This window comes from Candidatus Methanoprimaticola sp. MG2 (assembly GCF_047501175.1).
GTDB lineage: Archaea > Thermoplasmatota > Thermoplasmata > Methanomassiliicoccales > Methanomethylophilaceae > Methanoprimaticola.
In genome coordinates this window covers 78,121-103,519 of record NZ_JBEQWH010000007.1, presented here as the reverse complement: position 1 = coordinate 103,519, position 25,399 = coordinate 78,121, and the positions used below count along the sequence as shown (strand labels likewise).

The 25,399-nt window shown below is 56.8% G+C and carries 25 protein-coding genes and 1 tRNA gene; 13 read left to right on the top strand and 13 right to left on the bottom strand.

Annotation, left to right across the window (positions count from 1 at the left end):
- Positions 1-112 precede the first annotated feature (112 nt).
- A tRNA-Leu gene (locus tag V5D86_RS06850) sits at positions 113-200 on the top strand.
- 166 nt (positions 201-366) lie between these two features.
- Here V5D86_RS06850 and V5D86_RS06845 read toward each other — a convergent pair.
- Complete coding sequence (locus tag V5D86_RS06845) at positions 367-633, bottom strand: DUF1634 domain-containing protein (RefSeq protein WP_414595941.1); 267 nt, start codon at positions 631-633, stop codon at positions 367-369.
- Positions 630-1,454 carry a sulfite exporter TauE/SafE family protein gene (locus V5D86_RS06840; RefSeq protein ID WP_414595940.1) on the bottom strand — a complete coding sequence of 275 codons (825 nt, stop codon included), beginning with the start codon at positions 1,452-1,454 and terminating at the stop codon, positions 630-632. Before V5D86_RS06840 ends, V5D86_RS06845 begins: the two co-directional genes overlap by 4 nt.
- An 86-nt stretch (positions 1,455-1,540) precedes the next feature.
- Here V5D86_RS06840 and V5D86_RS06835 point away from each other — a divergent pair, with 86 nt between their 5' ends.
- Positions 1,541-2,860: an NCS2 family permease gene (locus V5D86_RS06835; protein WP_414595939.1), complete on the top strand. Its 1,320-nt coding sequence runs from the start codon at positions 1,541-1,543 to the stop codon at positions 2,858-2,860.
- A gap of 22 nt (positions 2,861-2,882) precedes the next feature.
- Positions 2,883-3,713, top strand: coding sequence for a THUMP domain-containing protein (locus tag V5D86_RS06830; protein WP_414595938.1), 831 nt, complete (start codon positions 2,883-2,885; stop codon positions 3,711-3,713).
- A 73-nt stretch (positions 3,714-3,786) separates the two neighbouring features.
- Here the strand turns inward: V5D86_RS06830 and V5D86_RS06825 are convergent, their stop codons facing one another.
- Together V5D86_RS06825 and V5D86_RS06820 are read right to left on the bottom strand one after the other, a co-directional pair.
- A complete protein-coding gene (locus V5D86_RS06825; RefSeq protein WP_414595937.1) occupies positions 3,787-4,116 on the bottom strand; it encodes a P-II family nitrogen regulator in 330 nt (109 codons plus the stop codon).
- Between the two features lie 5 nt (positions 4,117-4,121).
- Positions 4,122-5,465: an ammonium transporter gene (locus V5D86_RS06820; RefSeq protein WP_414595936.1), complete on the bottom strand. Its 1,344-nt coding sequence runs from the start codon at positions 5,463-5,465 to the stop codon at positions 4,122-4,124.
- 438 nt (positions 5,466-5,903) lie between these two features.
- Here V5D86_RS06820 and V5D86_RS06815 point away from each other — a divergent pair, with 438 nt between their 5' ends.
- Positions 5,904-6,440, top strand: a complete 537-nt coding sequence (locus V5D86_RS06815; protein ID WP_414595935.1) for an FmdE family protein — start codon at positions 5,904-5,906, stop codon at positions 6,438-6,440.
- A 69-nt stretch (positions 6,441-6,509) separates the two neighbouring features.
- Here the strand turns inward: V5D86_RS06815 and V5D86_RS06810 are convergent, their stop codons facing one another.
- Positions 6,510-7,139 carry a 50S ribosomal protein L15e gene (locus V5D86_RS06810; RefSeq protein WP_414595934.1) on the bottom strand — a complete coding sequence of 210 codons (630 nt, stop codon included), beginning with the start codon at positions 7,137-7,139 and terminating at the stop codon, positions 6,510-6,512.
- A 334-nt stretch (positions 7,140-7,473) separates the two neighbouring features.
- On the opposite strand from V5D86_RS06810, the gene V5D86_RS06805 reads away from it, so the two are divergent.
- The 4 genes from V5D86_RS06805 (at position 7,474) to V5D86_RS06790 (ending at position 13,610) form a co-directional block, all read left to right on the top strand.
- On the top strand, positions 7,474-8,556 hold the full coding sequence (locus V5D86_RS06805) for a hypothetical protein (protein ID WP_414595933.1): 1,083 nt from the start codon (positions 7,474-7,476) through the stop codon (positions 8,554-8,556).
- A 28-nt stretch (positions 8,557-8,584) separates the two neighbouring features.
- Positions 8,585-11,044, top strand: a complete 2,460-nt coding sequence (locus V5D86_RS06800) for a leucine-rich repeat domain-containing protein (protein ID WP_414595932.1) — start codon at positions 8,585-8,587, stop codon at positions 11,042-11,044.
- 519 nt (positions 11,045-11,563) lie between these two features.
- Complete coding sequence (locus V5D86_RS06795; protein ID WP_414595931.1) at positions 11,564-12,523, top strand: asparagine synthase-related protein; 960 nt, start codon at positions 11,564-11,566, stop codon at positions 12,521-12,523.
- Positions 12,524-13,130: 607 nt separating this feature from the next.
- The gene (locus V5D86_RS06790) at positions 13,131-13,610 is read left to right on the top strand and encodes a tetratricopeptide repeat protein (protein WP_414595930.1); all 480 of its coding nucleotides are present in this window, start codon (positions 13,131-13,133) and stop codon (positions 13,608-13,610) included.
- 28 nt (positions 13,611-13,638) lie between these two features.
- On the opposite strand, the gene V5D86_RS06785 is transcribed toward V5D86_RS06790, so the two are convergent.
- Both V5D86_RS06785 and ilvC read right to left on the bottom strand, forming a co-directional pair.
- Positions 13,639-14,019 carry a cyclophilin-like fold protein gene (locus V5D86_RS06785; protein WP_414595929.1) on the bottom strand — a complete coding sequence of 127 codons (381 nt, stop codon included), beginning with the start codon at positions 14,017-14,019 and terminating at the stop codon, positions 13,639-13,641.
- A gap of 23 nt (positions 14,020-14,042) precedes the next feature.
- Entirely contained in the window at positions 14,043-15,029 is a 987-nt protein-coding gene (gene ilvC, locus V5D86_RS06780) for a ketol-acid reductoisomerase (protein ID WP_414595928.1), read from the bottom strand.
- A gap of 147 nt (positions 15,030-15,176) precedes the next feature.
- On the opposite strand from ilvC, the gene V5D86_RS06775 reads away from it, so the two are divergent.
- The 4 genes from V5D86_RS06775 to V5D86_RS06760 all read left to right on the top strand — a co-directional run bounded on the left by V5D86_RS06775 (position 15,177) and on the right by V5D86_RS06760 (position 18,831).
- Positions 15,177-15,635 carry a MarR family winged helix-turn-helix transcriptional regulator gene (locus V5D86_RS06775; RefSeq protein ID WP_414595927.1) on the top strand — a complete coding sequence of 153 codons (459 nt, stop codon included), beginning with the start codon at positions 15,177-15,179 and terminating at the stop codon, positions 15,633-15,635.
- Positions 15,636-15,819: 184 nt separating this feature from the next.
- A complete protein-coding gene (locus tag V5D86_RS06770) occupies positions 15,820-17,391 on the top strand; it encodes an MFS transporter (protein WP_414595926.1) in 1,572 nt (523 codons plus the stop codon).
- Between the two features lie 72 nt (positions 17,392-17,463).
- Positions 17,464-18,021 carry a sugar O-acetyltransferase gene (locus tag V5D86_RS06765; protein WP_414595925.1) on the top strand — a complete coding sequence of 186 codons (558 nt, stop codon included), beginning with the start codon at positions 17,464-17,466 and terminating at the stop codon, positions 18,019-18,021.
- A 21-nt stretch (positions 18,022-18,042) separates the two neighbouring features.
- Positions 18,043-18,831 (top strand): nitrilase-related carbon-nitrogen hydrolase, encoded by a 789-nt coding sequence (locus tag V5D86_RS06760; RefSeq protein ID WP_414595924.1) that lies wholly within the window; start codon positions 18,043-18,045, stop codon positions 18,829-18,831.
- A gap of 28 nt (positions 18,832-18,859) precedes the next feature.
- Here the strand turns inward: V5D86_RS06760 and V5D86_RS06755 are convergent, their stop codons facing one another.
- Genes V5D86_RS06755 through V5D86_RS06730 form a run of 6 tightly spaced genes read right to left on the bottom strand, consistent with a single transcriptional unit; the run spans position 18,860 to position 23,899 of the window.
- Complete coding sequence (locus V5D86_RS06755) at positions 18,860-19,225, bottom strand: 4Fe-4S binding protein (RefSeq protein WP_414595923.1); 366 nt, start codon at positions 19,223-19,225, stop codon at positions 18,860-18,862.
- Between the two features lie 4 nt (positions 19,226-19,229).
- The gene (locus V5D86_RS06750; protein ID WP_414595922.1) at positions 19,230-20,309 is read right to left on the bottom strand and encodes a nickel-dependent hydrogenase large subunit; all 1,080 of its coding nucleotides are present in this window, start codon (positions 20,307-20,309) and stop codon (positions 19,230-19,232) included.
- Positions 20,309-20,644: an NADH-quinone oxidoreductase subunit C gene (locus V5D86_RS06745; RefSeq protein WP_414595921.1), complete on the bottom strand. Its 336-nt coding sequence runs from the start codon at positions 20,642-20,644 to the stop codon at positions 20,309-20,311. The genes V5D86_RS06750 and V5D86_RS06745 overlap by 1 nt, the downstream gene beginning before the upstream one ends.
- Positions 20,641-21,105, bottom strand: a complete 465-nt coding sequence (locus V5D86_RS06740) for an NADH-quinone oxidoreductase subunit B family protein (protein WP_414595920.1) — start codon at positions 21,103-21,105, stop codon at positions 20,641-20,643. Before V5D86_RS06740 ends, V5D86_RS06745 begins: the two co-directional genes overlap by 4 nt.
- Positions 21,102-21,989, bottom strand: coding sequence for a respiratory chain complex I subunit 1 family protein (locus V5D86_RS06735; protein WP_414595919.1), 888 nt, complete (start codon positions 21,987-21,989; stop codon positions 21,102-21,104). Before V5D86_RS06735 ends, V5D86_RS06740 begins: the two co-directional genes overlap by 4 nt.
- The gene (locus tag V5D86_RS06730; RefSeq protein ID WP_414595918.1) at positions 21,986-23,899 is read right to left on the bottom strand and encodes an NADH-quinone oxidoreductase subunit L; all 1,914 of its coding nucleotides are present in this window, start codon (positions 23,897-23,899) and stop codon (positions 21,986-21,988) included. The genes V5D86_RS06735 and V5D86_RS06730 overlap by 4 nt, the downstream gene beginning before the upstream one ends.
- Before the next feature lie 176 nt (positions 23,900-24,075).
- Between V5D86_RS06730 and V5D86_RS06725 the strand changes: the two genes are divergently transcribed.
- Positions 24,076-25,398, top strand: coding sequence for an ATP-binding protein (locus V5D86_RS06725; protein WP_414595917.1), 1,323 nt, complete (start codon positions 24,076-24,078; stop codon positions 25,396-25,398).
- Position 25,399 lies beyond the last annotated feature (1 nt).

The following is a 25,399-nucleotide window of genomic DNA, read 5'->3' as shown; positions in this document are numbered from 1 at the left end:
TTTTGAAGAAACAACCAGATTGAATTACAGAATCGAGGAATTAGGAAACACACTAGAGGAGTACCCAATTCTTATATATCGGAACTATATCCGCACCTTAAAGGCTCTCCGTGCAAGGGTATCCGAGCCTGGCCAAAGGAGATAGGTTCAGGGCCTATTCTCGTAGGAGTTCGAGGGTTCAAATCCCTTCCCTTGCACCATCATTCTCAACCAGTCCGACATCGTCGTGATTCAAAGCGGCATCACTGTTGCCACCTTCCCTTGCACCAATTTTTCCATCCTGATCGTATTTTTCGGATTCTCGGTCGCTAGGTCCGTCCTTCACATCCGCACTATCGTCGCCAGATCCAGCGGTCCCACGCAGCGTCAGATAATGGATATCGCTATGCCGGATACGGTGATCAGCAGGAGTATGCCTGCCACAGCGGACCAGAACACGTCCTTCTCCCTGAGCAGGCAGATGAACGAGACCACCACGCCCGCGAAGGGCGACAGGATCAGGACGAGTATGCCGGCACGGAGGACCGTGTCGCCGGACCCGCCCATGCTCATGACGAGACCGATCGCCATCAGTGCCATCCCTAGGACCACTCCCGCACGGAGGGTGAATGCCGTGGACCTGTTCAGGTTCATAGGACCCCCACCGCCTGAAGGAGCACCATGGTCGCCATTATGAACACGACCACGGAGAAGTATTTCCTGAGATGCTTGGCGTCGATCCTCCTGGTGAGCGATGTGCCGACCAAGGCTCCGAGGAACGCCCCGATGGCGACCCCTGCCGCATATTCGAGGAGGACCTGCCCTCCTAGGAAGTATGTCACGGCTCCGGAGAATGCGGTTATCCCGATCATGTAGCTGCTCGTGGCGCTCGCGGCCTTCATCGGGACGTGCATGTAGATGTTCATAAGGGGGACCTTGACCATCCCCCCGCCGACACCGGTCATGGAGGAGATCATGCCTGCCACGGTGCACAGGGCCATGCCGCCCCCTATGTGCTGGACCTCGTAGTCTATGGACTCCCCGTTGGATTCGTCGCTGTACCTGAACGCATACCTCCCGGAGGAGTCCTCCGAAGGCGGGACGACCTTCTCCGGATTCCTCAGCATGCGGTATCCGCTGATGTAGACGATGGCCGCGAAGATCACCATCAGGACCCATTCCTGGAGGTATGTCGCGACGATCGCTCCGATGATGGCGCCTGCGGCGGTCGTTATCTCCATCAGCAGCCCCAGACGGACGTTGGACAGGCCCTTGTCCACGAATACGGTCGATGCGCCCACCGATCCCGCGATTATGCCGATGAGGCTGATCGCCACCGCCTCTGTGGGAGCCAGTCCGAACACGAGCATCAGGAGCGGGACGAATATTATCCCGCCGCCCAGTCCGAAGAGCGCTCCGAGCACGCCCGCGCCGAGGCCCATGACGATGAGCCCTGCCAACACGATCGGATCCATGTGCCCCCATCCCCCGTATCGTTACTAAATGTTGCGAATGTCCGACGGGGGCATCATTATTAAGACCGTAACACGGTGCTTAATCCATGGGCGTATCTTCGGCATTGGACAGATACTTCGGGATATCCGAGAGGGGATCCGATCTCAGGACGGAGATAAAGGGCGGGTTCCTGGTGTTCTTCGCGATGTCGTACATCATCGCCGTCAACACGAAGATGATGTCGGACGCCCACATGGACCCGGATGCGGCGTTCACGGCGACGATCCTCATGTCCGCGATAGGGTCGCTCCTGATGGGGCTGTACGCGAAGTTCCCTGTCGCGATGGCCCCTGGGATGGGCATCAATGCGATGTTCTGCTATACGGCCGTCCTGACCATGGGGTTCACCTGGCAGGAGGCTCTGGTGGCCGTCATAATATCCGGGGCGCTGTTCTTCGTGGCGACCATGTCCGGTATCAGGCGCAGGGTCCTGGACAACATACCGTTCGGGATAAAGGCGGGGATCACCGCCGGTATCGGGTGCTTCATAGCGTTCATAGGTCTTCAGAACGCAGGCATAATCGCGGACAGTCCATCCACACTCGTATCCCTGGGCGACATGTCGGACCCGGCGGTGCTCCTGGGACTGTTCTGTATAGTAGTGTCGGTGTTCCTCGTGGCGAAGAAGGTGTCCGCAGGTGTCCTCATAGGGATGATTGCCACTGCCATCATGGGCGTGGCGATAGGGGTCATCGACCTTCCACAGTCATTGTTCGCATCCCCCGCGGCCCCTCCGATAGGGGATTTCCTGGATGGCATCGGGCCCAATCTCCTGAGCATCAAGTTCCTGGTCCTGGTCATAGCATTGTCATTCGTCGAGTTCTTCGACGGTTCCGGGACGCTCATGGCGGTCGGGAAGCGCGGAGGGTTCGCCGATGACGAAGGGAACGTGACCTGCGAGACCGCGCTCAGGGTGGATGCGGGCATAGCGTCGCTGTCCGGTGCGGTGGGATGCACCCCCACCACCGCATACGCCGAATCGGCGGTCGGAGTGGAGGCCGGGGCAAGGACAGGTCTGGTGCCGGTCGTGGTCGCGATCCTGTTCATGGTGTCGCTGTGGATAGCCCCGTTGTTCGGTATGATCGAGTACAGCTGTACCGTCGGTGCGATGGTCCTGGTAGGGGCGGCGATGATGTCCGAGCTGAAGGGAGCGGACTGGTCGGACACACCCACCATGATAACCATACTCATGACGGTGCTGATGATGATCCTGACCTACTCGATCACGGACGGTATCGCCTTCGGCATAATCCTGTACTGCGTGACGATGATGGGTGCCGGGAGGATGAGGGAGGTCAGTCCCGTCCTGTATGTCCTGTCCGTGATATTCATCCTCTATTTCGTCGTCTGCGCGATATCATTTTAATCGTGTTCGGGGTTGAACGGGCGTGTCCATCATACTCGCAAGGTACTCCGAGATCGGCCTCAAGAGCGCTCCCGTCAGGAAGAGGTTCGAGAATCAGCTTCGCGACAATGCCGTGGCGATGCTCATGGAGGACGGTGTCGAGGCACTCGTGAACAAGCAGGGTGCCAGGTTCTATGTGGAGGCCGAGGATCCGGAGAGGGCCGTGGCCTCCCTGAGGCGCGTGTTTGGGATAGCATCCCTGTCCATCACGGAGGAGACCTCCTCGAAGATGGAGGACATGTGCGCACTCGCGGCCGAGTTCTCCATTCCCCGGCTATCGCCCGGGCAGTCGTTCGCGGTCAAGGCCCGCAGGGAAGGTTCCCAGGGGTACACGAGCATGGATGTCGGCCGCGAGGTCGGTTCGGCGATATTCCTCGCCAACGAGGACAAGGGCGTGAAGGTGGACCTGACGGACCCCGACGTGACGTTCTACGTGGAGGTCAGGGACAACAGGGCATACATCTTCGGGGACTACATCAGATGCCATGCGGGACTTCCAGTGGGCAGTCAGGGAAAGGTGCTGGCACAGGTGGACGACGATCGCGGGCTGGTCTCGGCATGGCTCATGATGAAACGCGGATGCCGCGTCATAGTATCCGGCTCGAGGGACTGGTCCTGCCTGAAGGCGTACGATCCGCTGATCCGTGGCGGAGAGCATCACAAGCAGGCGCTCGGATACGTCCTCGGGACGGGTCTGGACGACCTCGACAGGGTCGATGTGTCGAAGTACGACCTCCCCGTCTACTTCCCCACGGTGGGGATGCCGGACGGAGAGGTCGCGGAGCTCCTCGATGTCATCGAGAACGGGCTCTGACGATCCCCGATCCGCAGTGTCGATGCGGAGGGGCGCGCCCGAGCGGGTCGGAGCCCCATATCGTCCTCGAACGTCATCCGGTCGTCTCATCGGCCCTTATCCTGATGGACTCGAGGACCGGCATGATGAAGATCTTGCCATCCCCGGGATGTCCGGTCTGGGCCTTCCCTCTGATCGTGTCTATCACGGTCTGCACCCGATCGTCCTCGACGACGGTCTCTATCTTCACCTTCTCGATCTCGTCGACCACGAACTTCCCGACCCTCGTCGTGAACACGAGGCCCATCTGCTCCCCGCGCCCGGTGACGTGGGTGATGGTCATGCCGTAGATGCCTATGTCCTTGAGTCCATCCTTGACGAACTGCAGCCGTTCCGGTCTGATTATAGCTACTATCATCTTCATTCGAATCACATCACGTATGCGGACTCCCCGTGCTCCACGACATCGGATCCGATCATCTGTTCCTCCTCGCTGAGGGTGGCACCCTTGCCGATGGTGCGCATCATCATGAGGTCGATGACCTTCATGATCGCATAGGACACCAGGAAACAGTAGACCAGCGTGACGACGACGTTCACCAGCTGTCCTACCATCATCTCCCAGTGACCCTCTATGAGGCCGCCCACGCCGACCCAGCTGTAGCCGGCTATGGAGAAGATCCCGACTGCGAGGCATCCCCATATGCCTCCGATGCCGTGGACACCCATGACATCGAGGGCATCGTCCACTCCGGACTTGTTCCTCATGAATATGATCCCGAAGTAGCAGATCGCCGCGCTTATGGCACCGATGACGACCGCCGCCCAAGGGTCCACGAACCCGCATCCGGGCGTGATGCCTACAAGTCCTGCGAGGACCCCGGCACAGAGGCCAGTGACACTGACGCGTCCGACGTGGAAGTACTGGATGCCCATCCAGACGATCGTGCTGACCGCCGAGGCCATCATCGTGTTGACCATGGCCAGTACCGCGATCTCATCGAATGCACCCTCGGATCCGCAGTTGAACCCGAACCATCCGATCCACAGGGTCATCGCACCGAGGAACATGACCGGAACGTTGTGGGTACGGCCCTTCGACACCCTGTCGCTCCTCCTTCCGATGGCGATCGCGCATGCTACACCGGAGATGGCGGAGCACATGTGGACCACGGTCCCTCCGGCGAAGTCCTGTGCGGGGAACCCGAGCTGTGTGATGCCGTCCGAGAGGAACCCTCCGAACCATACCATGTGGGCCATCGGAGCGTATACCAGTATGGACCAGAGTGCGAGGAACGCGATCACCGCGGAATATCTTATGCGCTCGGCAGTGGCACCGAAGACGATGCATGCGGTGACGATCGCGAAGAATCCCTGGAAGACGAAGAACTGCATGGTGGATATGTTCCCGTTGCCCTCGGTGATGGAGAGGCCCTGGCCGAAGATGTAGTCGAGGCCGCCGATGAATTGCCCGTCCCCGCTGGCGGCAAGCGAATAGCCGACGGCCCACCATATGAACATGACCAGGGCCATCACTCCGAGGCATTGGGCCATCATGGACGTCATGCTCTGCTTCCTGAGCATGCCGCCGTAGAACAGCGCGATCGCGGGCGCCATCATGAAGACGAGCATCCCGCAGAAGAACATGAACACGCTGGATGTCATGTCGACCGTCTCGGTGTCGAACCCTGCCGCGGACACCTCCGGCAGCAGGAATATTGTCAAAGACAGCAGAGCAACGATTCCCGCGACCGCCTTGATGAATAACTTCAAATCGATTCACACTCCGAATGACTTAATTTATTTGTTTAGATTAGACAAATGTATAGTTATATTTGAATGTAATCACTATTTGATGTGATAAATGCTCCATCGATGTCTTATCGATGGATGGAAAAGTGGAAAAACGGAGGATCTCGACGGGATCGATCCCTCACGGTACGATCCCCTCTGTCTGTTCTCTATGGTAGAGGTTGTGGACATGGTCCAGGATCACCTGTACTTGTCCGATTCACGTGGTGTTATAGAGGGGATCCCGCGGTGGAATGGAACCTCCGTCTCCATTCTGTACACTTCTCCGATCCTCTACGATGATCACTGCTGCGTGTATGGTGACATGGCTTTCTTATCCACGTGTTTAGTATTACGAAAATTTAGAATAATAATACTTTTCAGATAAACATTAAATAAACTTATACCTAATCGAGAATCATGGACCAGCAACTTTGGGATGATTGCGTTAAATTTCACGGACACGCGTGCGGAGGTCTGGCATCGGGATACCGGGCCGCGGAGGTCGCAGCCAGCATCCTCGGGTTCGAGTTGGGACGTACCGGGGATGAGGACATCGTCTGTGTGGCAGAGAACGATGCATGTGGGGTCGATTCCATCCAATGTCTCCTCTCGTGCACGGTGGGCAAAGGCAACATGATCCTCAGGCCCCGTGGGAAATCGGCATATTCTTTCTTCGATCGCAACACCGGGAAGTCAGTTCGTCTGGTCCTCAGGCCGATCGACAGGAAATCGATGACCAAGGAGCAGATAATCGGATACATCATGAACTCCCCTGCCGAGTCGATTTTCGATATCAAGGACGTGGGATTCCAATTGCCTGAAAGGGCGAGGATGTTCGGAAACAGGACCTGCGAGTGTTGCGGAGAATCCGCACGTGAGGATCTGGTCAGGTTCCAGGACGGGAAGGTCGTCTGTCTGGATTGCTTCAGAGGCTACGATCGCGGATGGATGTGAGTCGTACCGTATGATTCTAAAAAACACCCCGTCCCGATGGGACGGGTAAAAAGTTTCAGGAAGTGAGAATCACTTGATCCTTCTCTGGTTGGCGCGGACGGAAGGCCTTGCCTTCTCGGCTCCCTTACCAGTGGTCCTCATACCGCGGCCCTTCTGGCCGGCAGAGGTCTTTCCGCGGTAGACGCGGTTCGTGTGATCGTTGTTGCAGATCCAGTTGATCTTGGGGTCCGCCTTGATCACGGGGTGTGCGGGATCGACGAGGATGACCTCGTACCACTCCTGCTGTCCATCGGCTCCGACCCAGTAGGAGTTGAGGACCTCGAGGTTGGGGTAGCGCTTCGCAGTCCTCTCCTCGGCCATCCTCTGGAGGGATTTGCCGACGGTGATCTGGTTGATACCCTTTCTCTTAGCCCTGCGTCCGGTGACGATGGCCCTCTTCTGGAAGGATCCCTTCCTGACCTTCGCCCTGACGATGACGTATCCCTGCTTGGCCTTGTATCCGAGAGCCCTTGCCCTGTCGAGCCTGGTGGGGCGCTCGATGCGGAGGAAGTTCTCCTCCTTGCGCCAGACGATCCTGCGCTCGTAGTTCAGGGCCTTGACGTAGGAGTTCTCGGGGTTGTCCCATGCCTTGCCGATGTAGTAGTACAGACTCTTCCCGTTAACCGGGCGTGTCTCCTGCTGCTGAGTTTCTTCGCTCATTTGGAATCACCTTTACGGATTCACCGATTCACGGCACATTTCCGTTCGCGTAGCGAATGCTTCGCGATTCCGGGTACGGGGGTGTCCTATATAAAGGTGAGCGGGGGACGCGCAGGCATATGTGCACTGAGCCCCTTGTCTGCGGTCTCGGTCACGAATCACGTTGAAAAAGAATAGAGTCAGACCGGTTAGAATCATGGAATATGGTCTTAGGTATTAGAAACATTAAATCCCCATACAGGGATTTCAACAGCAATAGTCGAAAAAAGGCTATAGCGGGGGGGGGGGTCGACCTCCTTTTGGTTCCTTCCTCCGCCTCCCGTGCGGAGATATCATGAAAGAGATCACCGAACACGGAAACAGGAATGGTGTGGACTTCAGGAAGGTCCTTGTCGTCATGGCAGCGGTCTGCATGATGTTCACGCTAGTGCCCATGGTGGATGCGGCAGGGGCCGATGACACCATGGAACTTCAGAACCTGATCAATGGTTCCACAACGACACCCATCGAACTGGATAAGGATTACAGCATAAGCAGCACTGTCAGCATCGGCAGGACGCTGACCATCGATGGAAATGGTCACAGTATCACGTATTCCGGCAACCAGAGTGCTCTGAAGATAACCGGAGGAGCTACCGTAGCACTCAAGAGTCTGACAATAAACGCAACCACCAGCGGAGCCTATGGGATAACCATAACGAGCAACGAATCCAATGTCACTCTTCAGCAGTGCACAGTGAATGCGAACAACCGTGGCGTCAGCTACTATCCGACCGATGGATGCACTGGTAAGACTCTGACGATCGACAATACGGACATACTCAATTCCCAGATCTCGAATTATGATAATGACACCACGGTGGGGGATACCCGTGGAATCGCACTGTACGGTGTCACGGACAGTCAGATCAATATCATCAACGGGAGTGCCATCAAGGGATTCGGATACTCGATCAACACCTCCAACGGATTGGCAAACGGTGTCAGAGCCGGCGGGAACACATACACGGTGACGGACAGCGTCATTGTAGGGTGGTCGGCATTCAACGTGTGGACCGTCGGGAACACGTTCAACATCACGAACAGTACACTGAAGGGAATCAGCGATCTCAGTGGCGATTGGAATAATTTTGCGACGATCGTGTTCAATGATGGGATATACAACGGGGTATCAGGAAATGCCAACATCCTCAACATCTATGGCGGGACAGTTGCAGCATTCGCCACAGGTACTGCGATGCATTCTGCATTCTTGGAGAGTTCTGAGTCTATTACGCAGATTCATTTCTACAAGTACAATAACATTCCTGTGTTGTTGTATTTCCCAGAGGAGTCGAGTGCATTCAGAGTTACTTATCCTGGGACGACAGTCAATTACACTGGCATAGAGAACGTACTGCCAGCATATTCGGATTGAAACGATGGAAATGCATGGAGCGATAACCATGAAAAAACTGATGGCGGCTACGTTTCTGGCACTGGTGGTCGTCCTATTGGCAACCACTGTCGTGGCTGGTGATTCGGATGCCGACAATGGGGAACCTTATTTCACAGATTCAACGACTACCTTCAGGTATAAGATAGTCGACGGCTCGGATTATGGAATCCTCAATGCGGTAGAACTCGTCAACCCCGGTTCATCTGGGAATACGAACGTCCCTGATTCGACGTATGTGGGAACTCCTGTTGTTCCAGCGACCGTCGAATATAATGGGACGACATACAATGTTATTGGAATCTCCGATCGTGCATTCCTTCATTCGAGTATAACAGGAATTACCCTCAACGAGGGGTTGAAATACATAGATGGTTCCGCTTTTGCTGATTCTAATCTGACATCGATTGTGATACCTGCAAGCGTAGAGAGGATTGGAACATCAGTAGCATATGCATCTAGCACGGCGAACAGTCCTGTGTTCGCATCCTCCGGCGAAAAATGCAGCCTTGCAAGCTTGGCCTTTACCGAAGACAGCAAACTGAATTACATAGGACCGGGCGCATTGGAAGGCATAGCGGTTCAGAACCTAATAATACCCGCGGGAGTGACAGATCTCGGACTGGTGTATGAGATGAACTATAGCGGACCAGTTGCAGCACTGCAAGCTTTAGACGGCTGGGATCATGCAAGTGATGTACAATTTGCCCAAGGGAGCCAGTTTGCTAATGTGAACGGTGTCTTGTACAAGAACGATTCCCTACACTACTGTTTGAACGAAAATATTGATGCTCTGAATGTTAGAGAAGGCACAACATCGATAGGAAGTTACTCCTTGATGTACTGCAGTGTCCTGAATACGGTGAACATCCCAGGATCGGTGAAAACTATTGGCGACTGTGCATTCTACGGATGTTCAGCGATAAGCGCGTTGAATTTGTCGGAGGGGCTGACAGGTATTGGTGATGATGCATTCAACTACGTACCGGGCCTAGTACCTACGTACAGATTCGAAAACGGCTCTCTTGTGCTTAAGGGTGACAATCCTGCCAACATCCTAAATTCCGTCGTGATTCCATCGACAGTCACGAACATCGGTGACAATTTCCTACAGGGGGCGCTGAAATCCGACGGCACATCAATGGTGGTGTTCCTAGGCAAGACTGCTCCTCAGATGGGGAGCAACGCCTTCGCCACATCGTACAATACTGAAAACAGCGACTTCAATCACGAACTGAATTTGTACTACTCGATAGGTTCAGAGGATTCATACAAGACTGCAATGGGTGATTGCTACAATCCCTCCAACGGATATTTCCTCACCGTCGAGTACTCGAAGGTCAGCGCCTCTGCCGGCGGAACGGTGGAGATAGGCATTGAATCGGGACCCCGCAGTTTCACTCTGTTGGCAACACCCAGCGATAGCTCGGTTAAATCGATAGTTGAAGATGGCAAAATCAAGATCGTAGGAAACAATGAGGGAGAATACACGGTAACAGTGTATCTTATGTTGGGACAGACTGCTCTGACAGAAACCACAATTGATGTCACTGTGAAGGAACCGAATGATGATACCACCACTACTGAGACGACAACTACCATTACGAATGAAGACGGTCAGGAAATCATAACAACAGTCACCACAGTCACCGATAATGCAACAAATGAATCCAGCACCACCACAACTATCTCAACATCTACAAAGGACGAGATCACAACTGAGGCCTCGGTCTCCAACGATACTGTGACTGTCACCGTCACCGCTGGTTCCGAAACACCACTGGACAATGTCATAGAACAGGCAGAACTGATCAGTAAAATCGTCATAGATGACGGGTCCTTACCAAGCAGTATCTCCAAGACGGAGATTGTGATTGAAAATGACGCTGCGGGCGCATCCGTGACGTTGACTCTCGACATCGTTGAGTCGTTGAGTACGGAATCACAGGACATGAGTGTCAGCATCGTCGTCGGGCATTTCGATGAAGACTCCATGACATCGGCACAGATCTCTGCATTGGAGAATGGAAAGGCATTCGAGCTGTCTGCCATTCTTGCCGACAATGAGGGAGCCGCCGTCGACAGGATTCATGATCTCGGAGGAAGTGTGACGGTATTCCTGCCGTTCATGGTTTCCGGCGGAATGGATGTCGAAGACTATGGTGTTTATTACATCGACATCTATGGAAACACCACTGACATGGGGTCGAGCTATGATGCGAGCAGAGGAGGATTCGTCTTCGAGACCGACCACTTCTCACTGTTCGCAGTCATGGAGGTCCCTGCGGAGGATCCGATAATCCCGCCATTCTATCCTGGGTGGGACGATGACGATATACCCTATATCCCCCCGACAGTCGTGGACGATAGCGATTCGGATGAACCGATAAAGGTCGTCGCATGCGCCGCAGCCGCCGTGGCCGCCGCTATCATGATGATGTTCCTGATCGTGGACAGCCGTAAGAGGTGAGGGTCGACCCAACCTCATAAACGAGCGGCACCCGTCGCTCCCTTTACCACTCCTCACCTCCATTTCTTTCGAGGATGCTCTTGAACTTTCGAGTCTTCATGAGAGTATGAATCGCTGAAGACCCAGGACATCGGTCTCGACTCGATGTATGTGATATCGGGATAGATTGTGAAACAATGATGCAAAACGATATATCTATCAAAGGCATATTCACACTTAGAGGGTACGGGATAACGGTCCTGAACCTCCAGGGCTGAATACCTCGAGTGTCAGTCTTCGTTACAAACCGCTATGACCAATCTGTCACGATGATCAGTCCGCTGAGCGTGACATCTCCGGAATTCGCCGTTCGGGTACCGGTGAAAGGAAAACAATTTCCCCTTGCCGGAGTCGCAAGGGGCATAGTCCTTTCACGGTCATGTCCGTACATCCGATTCGCGTTTCGTATTATTGTGAGATGATGGGCGGTCTTGTCCAATCCAGCGAATCCTAAAGAACAACGTCGATAATCGCATCGTCATGGCATTCGGATACAGGGACCTTGAGGAGGCGATCGTCTCCGCGGTCCGGGACGGGGTCTCCGGAAAGGAGATCGGCGTCGCATTCTCGGGAGGACTGGACTCCGGGCTGGTCTCTGCCCTGGCGAAGAGGTTCGCCAGGTCCGTCCATCTCTACACCTGCGGCACATCCAACGCGTACGATGTCGTGATGGCGAGGGACCTCTCGGAGAGGCTCGGGCTCCCATGGACCCACGTCCAGCTTTCTCGGGGCAACATAGAGTGCTACATCCATGACATGATCTCGGCCACCGGCACATCAGACCCGTTCACCGTATCCTACGAGCTCCAGCTCTTCAGCGTATGCGAGGCCGCGACGGAGGACATCGTCCTTACAGGGCAGGGCTCCGACGAGTACTTCATGGGCTGTGCGAAGTTCGTCGGACAGTCCAGGGACAACTTCGAGGCGTTGAAGGACGCCAGCGTCGAGCGCCTCCTGGACGTCTCCGTCCCGTGCGAGATGAAGATCGCGGAGCATTTCGGCAAGACCCTGGTGTATCCGTATCTGGATCCCCGTGTGACATCGGAGGTCGGTCGGATAGATCCGGAGGCTCTGATCCCACGCGATATGGACTCCAGGAAGTCCGTGCTCAAGGAGGTCGCGCTCCATCTGGGATACCCGTGCCTGCTGGAGAGGAAGAAGAAGTCCTCCCAGTACGGGTCCGGGACCACGGACCTCGTGAGGGCAGTTTCCAGGGAGAAGGGGATGATGTACAACGAGTACATCGCATCCGTCTACGACGAGATATTCAACGGCATCCCGTTCAGCGGTAGGGGTTCCGTCATCAACGCGAGGGTGGATTCCGTGCTCAAGGAGAAGGCCGAGCGCATCATCGCCGAATGCGGTTCGAACCCCTCTGCAGTCATGGACATCGTATATCGCAGGATCCTGAAGGATGGGGATCTGAGGTCCTTGAAGTGAATGCATTTCCGTGCAGGTCTTCCGCATCCAAAATAGTAACAAAGATGTCTTAAATTACAATGATAACAGCTTACTGTTTATATTATCCATTCCGATACATACGTATCGGTGATTGAACGACACCGACAGGACATTGGATCGGAAATGCCCAGGCATCCGCTCGGTCTCAGAGGAACAGGGCGGCTGCTATCAGGGTAATGATCAAGGAATCGGAGAGGAAGGCACCCGACAGATGCCCATACTGCGGGTGCACCCGCATAGTGGGGTATGGCAGGACCAGGAAGGGGTCGGCACGCTTCAGGTGCAACGGGTGTCTGAAGACGCTCCCATCGATAGGTGTGATCTCGGGCTCACAGCTGACCGCGGACCAATGGATGACGTACGCGGAACACTACGTGAACGGATCGACAGCGAAAGATGCGGCGGATGCGTGCGGGGTATCCCTGACGACTGTCCGCAGGATGAGGGCGCGCCTCGCCGTTCTGGAGGAGCTGATCGGAGAGACCAGAAGGAGTGCATCTTTCCGTCGAGACGGGGCACTGTATGGAAGTCTCCTCGACGCTCGGCTTCTCGATATGGTTATCTACCGCACGCGAGTGGCATCCCTATGCACACGTTCGAAGAGGTCGAGAGGATCAAGGCGTTGGCAGATGAGGGGAATCCCGAGGCCCTGTTCATCCTCGGGACCCTGTACCTTGACGGGGACGGGGTGCCGAGATCCATGGATGATGCGTTCGGCTGCTTCCGTGAGGCGGCCATCCGCGGTGAGACGAACTCGGCATTCAACCTCGGGCTGGCGGCGGCCCTGGGAGAGGACATGCCCCAGTCCTGGTCCGAGGCTTCGTACTGGTATTCGATGGCCGCGAATTCCGGGCATCCCAAGGCCATGGTCCAGCTTGGGATCCTGTACAGCACGGGCAACGGGGTCCCGCAGTCATATCTGGATGCCGCATCATGGTATGCGAAGGCAGCCGATCTGGGCGATAGGGACGGGATGATGTTGCTCGCGGACCTGTTCGAGGACGGTCTCGGCGTCCCCCAGTCCCATGAGCGCGCGGAGGAGATCCGCAGAATGGCCGAGGAATGAACTCCCGCGGACGGGCGGGGATCGGATATCAGAACGGGGGCTCGAGGACTATCCTCTGTCTATCTCCGGCATCCTCCATGCCGGAGCAGTCCCCTATGAACCTGCCGATCTTTATGACCGGGTAGGGGGAGATCGGCCTACCGTCCTCTCCGCTCAGAGGGGTCGGTCCGAAGAAGAAGCATATCGCGCCGGGTCCCGGCCAATATGCGATGTCGCCGACCTCGAGGTCCGTGGTCCTGCCCTCTTTGGGCATCACGGCATCGAGGGGGCATTCGCAGTATGCCATCCCTCCGAGCATGTTCGTAGTTAGCTCGGAGGGAAGGGAGAGCCAGATGGCATTGGAGATGTCCGAATCGTCGAGTTCGGCAGTAAAGCTGCCGTTCCTTGTCCTGACAGTCAGACCGCTCATTCCGCCACCGGCCCGTGATCGTTTCAGTTCTTCCTCTCGAAGAGCTTGCGGATCTCCTTTCCGGTATGCTCGAGCTGGAGGTTCCTGTCGGCCTCCTCCATCTCGCGGAGTCCCTTGAGTCCGTTCTCGAAGTCGGCCCTCCACTGGTTCTTGAAGGTGCCGTCGTGGATGTCGTCCAGGATGGACTGCATACCCTTCTTGGACTCATCGGTGATGACCCTGTCCCTCCTGGTGAGTCCGCCGTACTCGGCGGTGTTGGAGACGACATTCCACATGAGCTCGAATCCGCCGGCGTAGATCAGGTCGTCGATCAGCTTGGTCTCGTGGAGGACCTCGAAGTACGCCATCTCGGGAGGATAGCCGTTCTTGACGAGCGTCTCGAACCCTGCCTTGATCATGGCGGTCATCCCTCCGCACAGGACGGACTGCTCGCCGAACAGGTCGGTGTAGGTCTCGTTGTCGAAGGTGGTCTCGAAGACCCCTGCGCGGGTGGACCCGAGTCCCTTGGCGAGTGCAAGGGCGATGTTCTTCGCATTCCCGGTGTAGTCCTGGTGGATGCAGATGAGTGCGGGGACTCCGAATCCTGCGACGAACTCGTCCCTCTCCTTGTCTCCGGGGGATTTGGGCGCCATCATGATGACGTCGATGTCCTCGGGAGGGGTGATGAGCTTGTAGGTGATGCTGAATCCGTGGGCGAATTCGAGGGCCGCTCCTTTCTTGAGGTTGGGCAGGACGTAGTCCTTGTAGATGTCCGGCTGGATCTCGTCGGGAAGGAGCATCATGACGACGTCAGCGTCCTTGACCGCGTCGGCGAACTCCTGTACCTTGAGTCCGTCCTCCTTTGCCTTGTTCCAGGATTTTCCGTCTTTCCTGACTCCGACGGTCACATCGATCCCAGAGTCGTGGAAGCATAGGGCCTGGGCCCTTCCCTGAGCACCGTATCCGAGAACAGCGACCTTCTTTCCGTCGAGGACCTTCAGGTCCGCGTCTTTGTCATGGTAAAGCTGCATAAATTCACCTGATGAACCTGGCGATTCGCTGTTCATTGAAATAGTTTGTCGGGTAACCCATAGTGTGCACGCGTGCATGCCCGCGGGACGTTTACAGGCAACCAGTTGCATTTATGCGGGATGAGGGCTATGCGATGCCGATAAGCCATGGCAGAGAATAAGGAGCTGATCGACCTGATGATAGTCTTCCCGAAGAAGATGTCCGTCATATGTCGTGCCCTTGTCGAAGGTTATCTCAAGGATTCCCGCATCAAGCCGCCCCATCTGTTGATCCTGAGCGAGATCCAGAAGTCCGAGGGTGTGTCCCAGAAGGACCTGTGTAAGACTATCCCCTTCGACAAGTCGTACATATCGACCGGGGTCCGCGATCTCATAGGCATGGGTCTGGTGGTGAACGAAGGTGTCGGGAAGACTCACAGCCTCAGGCTCACGGAGTCCGGGAGGGATGTGGTCGTCATGTCCGACATGATGTTCGACCTATTGGAGAAATCGATAATGGAAGCCATCACCGAGGAGGAGCGCGACCAGCTGTATCAGATTCTGAGTAAGATCGATGTCCATGTCGATGAATTGACCGCCGAGTATTCATCCAGACAGAATAGTTGACTAATAAACTAAAAATAATGAACAAATTAATTCATTATTTTAATCAACATTTTATTGCTGGCTCTTTATTCTAACAGCATTCTGACGTCAGAGCCGATATCTTATCCAAAACAATGGTTTTCTCATAATGTTGAAATAGGATGTTTGTTACAAGGGGTCCTGCGAGAAATTTGGAGGGGTTGGAATGGCAATCGAACAGATCACCTACAAGAACATCAACCCCAGGACGAGGAACACGATCATGCTCGGACTTTGTCTGGCCATGTTGACCGCCTGCTTCGATGGTACCATCGTCGGTACGATCGGTACGAAGCTCGCGGAGGACCTCGGAGGCCTGGGCCTTTATGCATGGATGGCGACAGCATACCTGCTGTGCGAGACCATCATGATCCCCATCGCGGGAAAACTCTCAGACATATACGGAAGGAAGCCCCTGTTCCTCATAGGACTGCTTCTCTTCACCGCCGGTTCCGTGCTCGCGGGACTCTCAGTAAACATGGAGATGTTCATCGGTTGCCGTGCGATCCAGGGTCTCGGAGGGGGAATCCTCATCCCTGTCGCGACCGCGGCTGTGGCCGACCTGTACGCACCTCGCGAGAGGGCAAGGATGCAGGGTATCCTCGGAGCGATCTTCGGAGTGGGCAGTGGTATCGGGCCCCTTCTGGGAGGATACATAGAGGGTGCGCTCAGCTGGCACTGGTGCTTCTACATCAACCTCCCGCTCGCTCTCGCAGCGTTCGTCCTTACGATCAAGAAGTTCCCCACGCCCATCGATACGTCCGAGAAGCACATCGACGGTCGCGGGATCGCTCTCCTTACCGCTCTGCTCGTGGATGTCCTCCTGTTCTTCGAATTCGGAGGGAAGAACTTCGAGTGGGTAAGCATAGAATCCGCACTGATGATCGTAGTCGCGGTAATACTCGTGATCGCCTTCATCAAGGTTGAGAAGAAGGCCATCGAGCCCATCCTGGCACCTCATCTCATCCGTAACAAGACCGTCATCATGGCGGCATTGTACATGGCGGTGTTCGGAATAGGTATGATAGGCGCGATGATGTATTCCAACATGTTCGCCATCACCATATTCGGCCTCACCACGCTGGAGGCGGGGGTATGGTCCCTCGCGATGGTCGTCGGTATGATGATAACGTCCATGCTGTCGGGAGCCATGGTCAACCGCACAGGTTACAAGGTGTGGCTGATCGCAGGACCCATCGCATGCTTCGCGGGACTGTACTACATGTCGGGCATGGTGGTCAATCCGGACATGATCATCCAGGATGCGGTCAGGGACACCTACATGATGCGCTATCTGGTCGGGACCTTCGTCCTCGGACTGGGATTCGGTTGCATGATGTCAGTCGTCATGACCGCCGTTCAGAACAGCTCCAAGCCGACCGAGATGGGGATGACGACATCGTCCGTCAACCTCATGAGGTCCATCGGGACGACGATGGGTACCGCGATCTTCTCCATGTTGATCAACAGCAAGCTCTCCGAGGAGCTGTCCACCCATCTCCCCACCGAAATATTCAACATGCTTCCCCATGACACCGGGGTGCTCAACGAGATCTTCATGTTCCCGACCTACGCCCCGAACATCCTCACGGCATTCGGCAACAGCGTCAACTTCTCGTTCCTCGCTGGAGGGGTGATCATACTCCTACTGGTCTTGATCGGCGTCGTCTTCAAGGCCTCCAAGCCCGAGGTCGATGAGGAGTTTGAGAACGCCAAGAGGATGATCGAGCAGGAGTGATCCTCGGAACAAACCCATGCGGGCCAGCCCCGCATTCCCAAACATTTTCCCTTCTATCGCCATTACAGCAACATGAACTTCATGGAAAGGGCGCTCGCAGGGATACCGACATCGGACCTGGACCCTGACATCGGAGAACTCACGGACCTTCTGGACCGCGCCGCCCGTCTCTGCGAGCGGTTCAACACTCCCGGCACGTCCAAGGACGATCGCAGACTCATATTGGAGGAGTTGTTCGGACAGGAATTGAGCGAGGGCGCATGCATCAACCCGTCCTTCCGTTGCGACGTGGGGACCAACATAAGCCTGGGGAAGAACCCACGGATAAACTACGACTGCGTGTTCCTGGACACGGGGAGGATAACCATCGGGGACTATGTGATGATAGGTCCGAACGTATGCGTGGTCACACCGAACCACACGTTCTCCCCCGAGGAGAGGCGGCATGTCAAGACTGTCGTCAAGCCGGTCCACATAGGGAACGATGTATGGATCGGCGCCTCTGCGACGATACTGCCCGGAGTCACGATCGGCGATGGCGCCATCATAGGGGCGGGGGCCGTCGTGACGCATGATGTCCCTGCGGGCGAGACCTGGGTGGGCGTACCGGCGCACAGGATCGGTGATTGATTGGAGCCTCTCAGTCTGCGCATGGTGTCCATCCGTTCGAAGGTAGGGGATGTCGAGGGGAACGTATCGAGGCTGGTAAGGCTGAGCAGGGAGGCCGCATCCGAAGGCGTCGACATGGTGTGCTTCCCCGAGCTGTCCGTGACCGGTTACTCCATGCCTGCCAGTGCGGACCATGCCATGTCCGACGGGGACGAGCGCCTGGACCCCATCATCGAGGCCTCCGAGGACATCGCGATATGCTTCGGATACGTGGATCAGGGGAGGCACATCGTCCAGGCGATCGCGGAAGGGGGCAGGATCGTCGGAAGATACTCCAAGACCCATCTGGGCGAGATGGAGTCCGAGTGCATGGCACACGGGGATTCCCTGCCCGTGATACGCACCGGGAGGGCGAACGTCGGCATCCAGATATGCTGGGAGTCCCACTTCCCGGAGATAACCGGCACATACGCGTTGAACGGGGCGGACATGGTCCTCATGCCGTTCGCATCGGGCCTGGGAGGGATGCGCAGGCAGTCCTCTTGGGACAGGTGCCTGCCTGCCCGCGCATATGACAACACGGTGTTCGTGGCATGCTGTAACGCATGCGGCGACAACGGGCTCGGGACGGTGTTCGGAGGGGGAGCCTGCATCTACAACGTGCGCGGGGAGGCGATGGCGTGCGAAGTGGGCAGGTGCAGCGTGACTGCGACGCTGGATCCGGGTCAGATGGAGCGCATACGCGCAGAGGGTTACGAGTCGATGAGGGACGTGTACTTCCTCGACAAGCGGCGTCCCGAGCTGTATGGCCGCATCGTCACCGGGCTGTGATGGTAAGAGGGGTCTCCCCCTCGTTTTTTCAATCCTCGGCCTTCGCCGGTTTCTCCCTCTCGGGCACGGTGTACTCGTCGACCACCTTCGTCGGATCCGGATCCGTGTATCCGGGGCCCATCGAGAGGCAGTGCTTCGGGCACGAATCGACGCAATAGGAGCACTGGATGCATTGCATCCTCTGGATCGTCACGGTCCTCGACGGCTTGTCCGCATGTATGGCATCCGCGGGGCACTTCTTCCCGCAGATGTTGCACAGGATGCAGTCCGACGGATCGAACTCCACATGTCCGCGGCTGGCATCCGGATAGTCCCTAGGGACCGCGGGATACTGCCTCGTGACCGGCTTCCTGAACAGGTTGGACCAGAGCTTTCCGCCCATCTTCATTCCCATGACATCACCTCTCCGTACAGCTTATGCACGGGTCTATCGTGATCACGATCATCGACACGTCCTGGAGTCCGCAGCCCTGGAGCATCCTGGTCATCGCAGGTATGTTGATGTTCGTCGGCGTGCGCACCCTGGCGCGGGACAGGTTCTTCGTGCCGTTCCCCTGAACGTAGTAGAACGCCTCTCCGCGGGGCTGTTCGACCCTGAACGCGAACTCCCCTTCCGGCGGATTGCCCTTGACGGGGATGCGGAAATCTCCCTGAGGAAGGTCCCGCAGTCCGTTGCGGATGATGTCTAGGGACTGGATCAGCTCGTCCACACGGACCAGGCACCTGGCGAGGCAGTCCCCCTCGTCGTAGAGCACCGGCGAGAACCCGAGCGCCTTGTACGTGTCGCTGGTGTTGCGGACGTCGTTGTCCACACCGGACCCGCGGGCCGTCGGTCCGACGCCGCAGAGGTCCATCATGTCATCCTTGGAGATCACGCCGACCCCCTTCAGCCTGTTGCGGACCGATGTGTCCTTCATGAACACGACCGCGGTCTTCCTGACGTCCTCCTCGATGGAATCGACCATGGAGACGATCCTCTTGGCCATCTCGGGCGTGATGTCGGACTGCACGCCACCGATCCTGCAATAGGATACGATGACCCTTCCTCCGGTCACCTCCTCGAAGATGTCCAGGACCTTCTCCCTTATCCTCCAGCACTGCATGAAGAGGCTGTCGAACCCCATGCCGTCCGCAAGGAGTCCCAGCCATAGCAGGTGGCTGTGGACCCTGGACAGCTCATGGAACACGACCCTCAGGACATCCGCCCTCTCCGGTATCTCGACCTTCATCAGGCCCTCCACCGCGCTGGTGTAGCCGTATCCGTGGCCGAAACTGCAGATGCCGCACACCCTCTCCATGACGTATGTCATCTGCTGGTAGTCGCGCATCTCGACGAGCTTCTCCAGTCCTCTGTGGACGTATCCGATGGACGGCACCGCACGCACGACGGTCTCGTCCTCGAGCTCGAGGTCCAGATGAACCGGTTCGGGGAGCGCGGGGTGCTGGGGTCCGAACGGGACTATCGTCCTCTTCCCCATCAGGCCGCCCCCTTGGGATCCTGGCTCTTCCAGGGAGTCTTCGGGCCGGTCCTGAAGAAGTTGCCCTTGTAGTCCAGCATGCTGTCCTCGAACTCGACGTCGAAGAGGTCGTGTATCTCGTTCTCGTAGACGAAGGCTGCCCAGTACGAGGGGGTGATGCTCTTGACCGCCGCCCCCGACGGGACGGTCACCTTCAGGTTCAGGAGCCTGAACTCCTTGTCGAAGCTGTAGATGAGTTCGGTGGAACCGCTTCCGGTGATCCCGCAGATCTGCACCATGCGATATCCGTCTCCCTTGAGCTCCTCGGCCTTCTCGCGTATCGTTTCGTAGTTCAATTCTTGGAATTCTTGTTCTTGGAACGTTCGTTCACCTCCTTCATCTTGGAGCGTTTCTCTTCAAGGACGGCGACGCCTCTCACGATGCCGTCTATGATGGATTCGGGTCTTGCCGCGCATCCGGGGACGTACACGTCCACCGGGATCACGGTGTCCACGCCTCCGAGGATGTTGTAGCATTCGCGGAACACGCCACCGTTGCAGGCGCATATGCCGACGGCCACGACCACCTTGGGGTCGGGCATCTGCTCGTACAGCTGCTTCACGACGTTCTTGTTCTGGTCGTTCACGGAGCCCGTCACAAGGAATATGTCCGCCTGCTTCGGGTCCCCGGTGTTTATTACGCCGAACCTCTCCGCATCGTAGATGGGGGTAAGGCAGGCGAGCACCTCTATGTCGCACCCGTTGCAACTGGATGCATCGTAGTGCAGTATCCATGGGGATTTCGATGTGCTGCTCATGCTATCACCAACAGGACCGCTATGTTCACGAGGCCGAGGATGATGGACGCGCCCCATCCGACCTTGATCGCGTTCTGCCACCTCATGCGTGCGAAGCCGTTGTCGATCCAGACCTCCAGGATGTACGCGAGCACCGCCACGACGGCACCGATCAGGACACCGCTCCATTCGCCGTTCGCGAAGAACAGGCCGACCATACCGAGCAGCATGATGTTCTCGTACCAATGGGCGATCTCCATGAGGGCGTACGTCCTGCCGGAGAACTCCGTCGCCACGCCACGGACGATGTCCTGGTGCGCATGATGGGACATGCTCAGGTCGAACGGGGACTTCCTGAGCTTCATGGTGAGTATGACTATGAATCCGATGAATATCCCGATCATCGGGAGTATGGCCATCTCGCCGTTCGATGCGATGTCGCTCACGGAGAAGCTTCCTCCGTCGGTTCCGCCCGTGACGAGGTAGAACCCTATCGCCATCATCAGGATCAGAGGCTCGTAGCACATGGCGACGTAGATCTCCCTCTGGGCGCCGACCTGTGCGAACGGGGACCCGGAGCAGTATGCCGCCAGAACAAGGAAAGTCTCTCCGAGCGTGAGCGTGAATATCACGAGCAGGAGGTCCATCCCTGCGAAGAACATCGCTCCGGTGACCACGATCCACAGCAGGTAGCATGCCACGTAGAAGTCCTGCACATGGTTCGCCGTCACGCGGTCCTTGTCGAGCAGCTTCCTCACGTCATGGTACGGCTGTGTCAGAGGGGGGCCTTGCCTGCCCTGCATCCTCGCCGACACCTTCCTGTCCACTCCCGACAGGATGCATCCCGCCAGAGGGGCCGCGATTATGAACAGGATCCCGAGCAATGCGAACGTCCAATCGCTCATGGCATCCACCCCATGCATACCGCCGCGATGCATACGACGATCGCGAACGCCGTGACGATCTCCCCGATGGCCCCGATGCGCTTCTCGCCGAACCATCCCTCGAGGTACCAGTTCCTGAGGGACACGTTGACGGTGGCGCCCATGGACCCCTCGTAGGACGTGTCGTCTATGTTCACTCCCGACATGTAGTGCGGGACCTCGCGAGACCTGCCCCTGCCGAAGAACGGGAGGAAGATCAGGATCAGTGCCGCCAGCATGATCAGCAGCAGGTACATGTTGTTGCCCAGCAGGACGGTCAGCGCGGGTGCGATGCCGAACGCGTCGCAGATCCACGGGATGACGAGCCAGTCGGAGAGCAGGGGGTATCCGAGACATACCAGGACGACCATGGCCGCCAGGGACATGAGAACGACCCATTCCTGCATCCTGACGGTCTTCTCCACATCTTCCTGATCCCTTATCACGCAGGCGAGCTTGCCGAGCCATTTGGTCCAATAGAACCCTGTGACGGCGCTACCGAACGCTATGCATGCGATGAGCAGGAGGGTGACCGGGTTGGAGGGATCGACGAACGACGTCAGGGCGGCCCACTTGGATATCAGCATCCCGAACGGGGCCAGGAACATCGCCGCTATCCCGAGCATCATCGTCATGGCGAGCCTGGGCATCCTCTCGAAGAGTCCGTCCATGTCCTCGATTATCCTGCTTCCGATGTGATGCTCCGCGGTACCGACGCAGAGGAACAGCATGGACTTGGTTATGGCATGGAACACGGTGAGTAGGACCCCTGCCCATACGGCCTCCGGGGTACCCACGCCCGCACATGCCACAATCAGTCCGAGGTTGGCAATCGTGGAGTACGCGAGCACCCTCTTGGCGTTGGACTGGGATATCGCGGCCATGGATGCCAGCAGGAAGGTAAGGCCTCCCACGGTCATCACCATGTACCCTCCCATGTTGCAACAGAGGAGGGGAGACAGTTTCAGCAGCATGAACACTCCTGCCTTGACCATGGTCGACGAATGGAGCAGGGCCGAGGTGGGAGTGGGCGCGACCATCGCGCCGAGGAGCCATGTGTGGAAGGGCATCTGGGCGGACTTGACGATCCCGGCGAGGGCCATGAGCATCACGGCGGCAAGGATCCACTGGGCGCCTGACACCTCGGGCGTGGCCAGAAGCTCCTCCAGGGACAGTATGCCTGCCTGGTCCGCCAGGATTATCAGGGCCGCGAGGAACGCTATGCCTCCGATCAGGTTGAGGATGAGCTGTCTGAACGAGTTGTTGATGGCCTCCTCCGTCTTCGTGAACCCGATGAGGGCGAAGGAACAGAGGGTGGTGATCTCCCAGAAGAAGAACATCCATACCAGGTTGTTAGACAGGACGACACCGAACATCGCGCTCAGGAACACGAACATCAGGAAGAAGAACCATCTTCTGCGGTCCTTCCCTCCCTCATGTTCCTGGAAGTCCCGCATGTATCCGACAGCGTATACGCAGATCAAACTTCCGATTATACCGATGATGAGGACCATTATTATGCTCAGGTCATCGATATAGAGTCCGTTCTCGACTTCGATACCTTCCTTGAATATGAATTCGAAGGCAAGTGACATTACAAGCTGAATCGCGCCGAGGGCGCATGCAGCATATTTCTTGTGTTTGACTCCGAGATAGATTATGATTATTCCAAGAATCAGCTCTATCGCGAACATCAGGAGATCTACGATCTCGCTCGATATCTCGAAGGTCTGAGGTTTGCCGACGTATGTGAATGCCACGAGCACCGACGACACTATGATCGCCGCGGCACCGACCTCTGCGATCAGTCCACGCGCCCTATCATTCTTCACAACGAGCAGGATGCAAGCCACGACGAACGGGATAGCCATCATCAACAGCAATTCGTTCATGTTTCGCTCCAGGTTTGTGAGACCTGAGCGTACGGCATTTGGTCAGTATATAAAGAGTGACTTTTTGCATACGTGTGGACACATAATCCAGTATGCGAACCTTTAACGGGTCGTGAATCTTTTCAATCTGCTGGCCATACTGATTCTTATATTGCGGTGACGTGATTTCCCTTCCCATGGACGGTTGTGTGGGGCGTGTGGAGGAGCTCGCGTACCTGAATGCTCTCTGGGACAAGGTCCCGATATCGTGTGCGGTGTGCGGGCGTCGCCATCTCGGGAAGACCGCTCTACTCCGCGAGTTCACCCGTGACAAGGACCACATCTACATCACCGGGACCGAGGGCCTTCGCAGCGACAATCTGAAGGAGATAAACCTGGCTCTCTCCAGATTCAGTGGCACCGACACGAGCATCTCGGACATCGACGAGCTGTTCCCCACGATCAGGAAGCTGTGTGCACGCCGCAAGGTCGTGGTCGTGATAGACCGTCTGGCCGACCTGACTGAGAACTTCGAGGAGATCAACCCGTACATCCGCAACTTCATGACGCGCGAGATGGGAGGCACGAGGATCCTCCTGCTGGTCTGCGACAGCGACAACTCGGTCTTCGGACGCTTCTACTACAACCTCGAGCTCAAGCCGATGAGCTACATCGATTGCAAGGGATTCCATCCGGGGTACACGGCATTGCAGCATCTGAAGGTCTATGCGATCGTCGGAGGGACCCCGGCATACCATCACCTGTTCCGGTCCCAGGACCCGGATGAGGTCGTCCGTACGCAGATATTCGACCACATGTCCGTGTTCTCCCTCGAGGTGGAGGGGCTGGTCTCCACGGAGATGGCCACCACCGGCAACTGCTCCAAGATCCTCGCGGCGATAGCGGACGGCGCGGAGAGCATCCGCGACATGGCCTCCAGGTCCGGGATCAGTGCATCGTTCTGCTCCAAGATGGTGGAGGACATGGAGCACAAGGGGATCCTCAGGAAGGAGGTGTCCTCCGGCATATCCCGCAGGGCGGTCTATGCGATCAACAGCAACCTCATCCGTTTCTATTACCAGGTGGTCTACAGGTACACGCACGTGGTGGAGTTCGAGTCGCCGGAGAGCGCCTACGACTTCGCGAAGCAGGATATCGATGCGTACATGGAGCGCGAGTTCAAGGCGATATGCATGGACCACGTCACGAGGTCCTTCGAGTACAGGTTCGTCGGGAAGCTCAGGAGGCGCGACGATACCGTCGACGAGGTCATAGACTTCCTGGCATCGGTCAACGAAGGCGGTGCCCAGAGGATGCTGGTCGCGAGATGCAGGCTCTACGGGGAGCCCATGGGCAGGAGGGAGCTCGACGAATTGGTGCAGCGCGCAAGCGCTGTCGACGGTCCCGGCAAGATGTACCATCTGTTCTCGGGGTCCGGATTCACGTCCGAGCTGAGAGGGGTCGCCGAAGGGGATCCCGATGTGCGGTTGATCTCCCTGGACGACGTCTACGAAGGGTGAC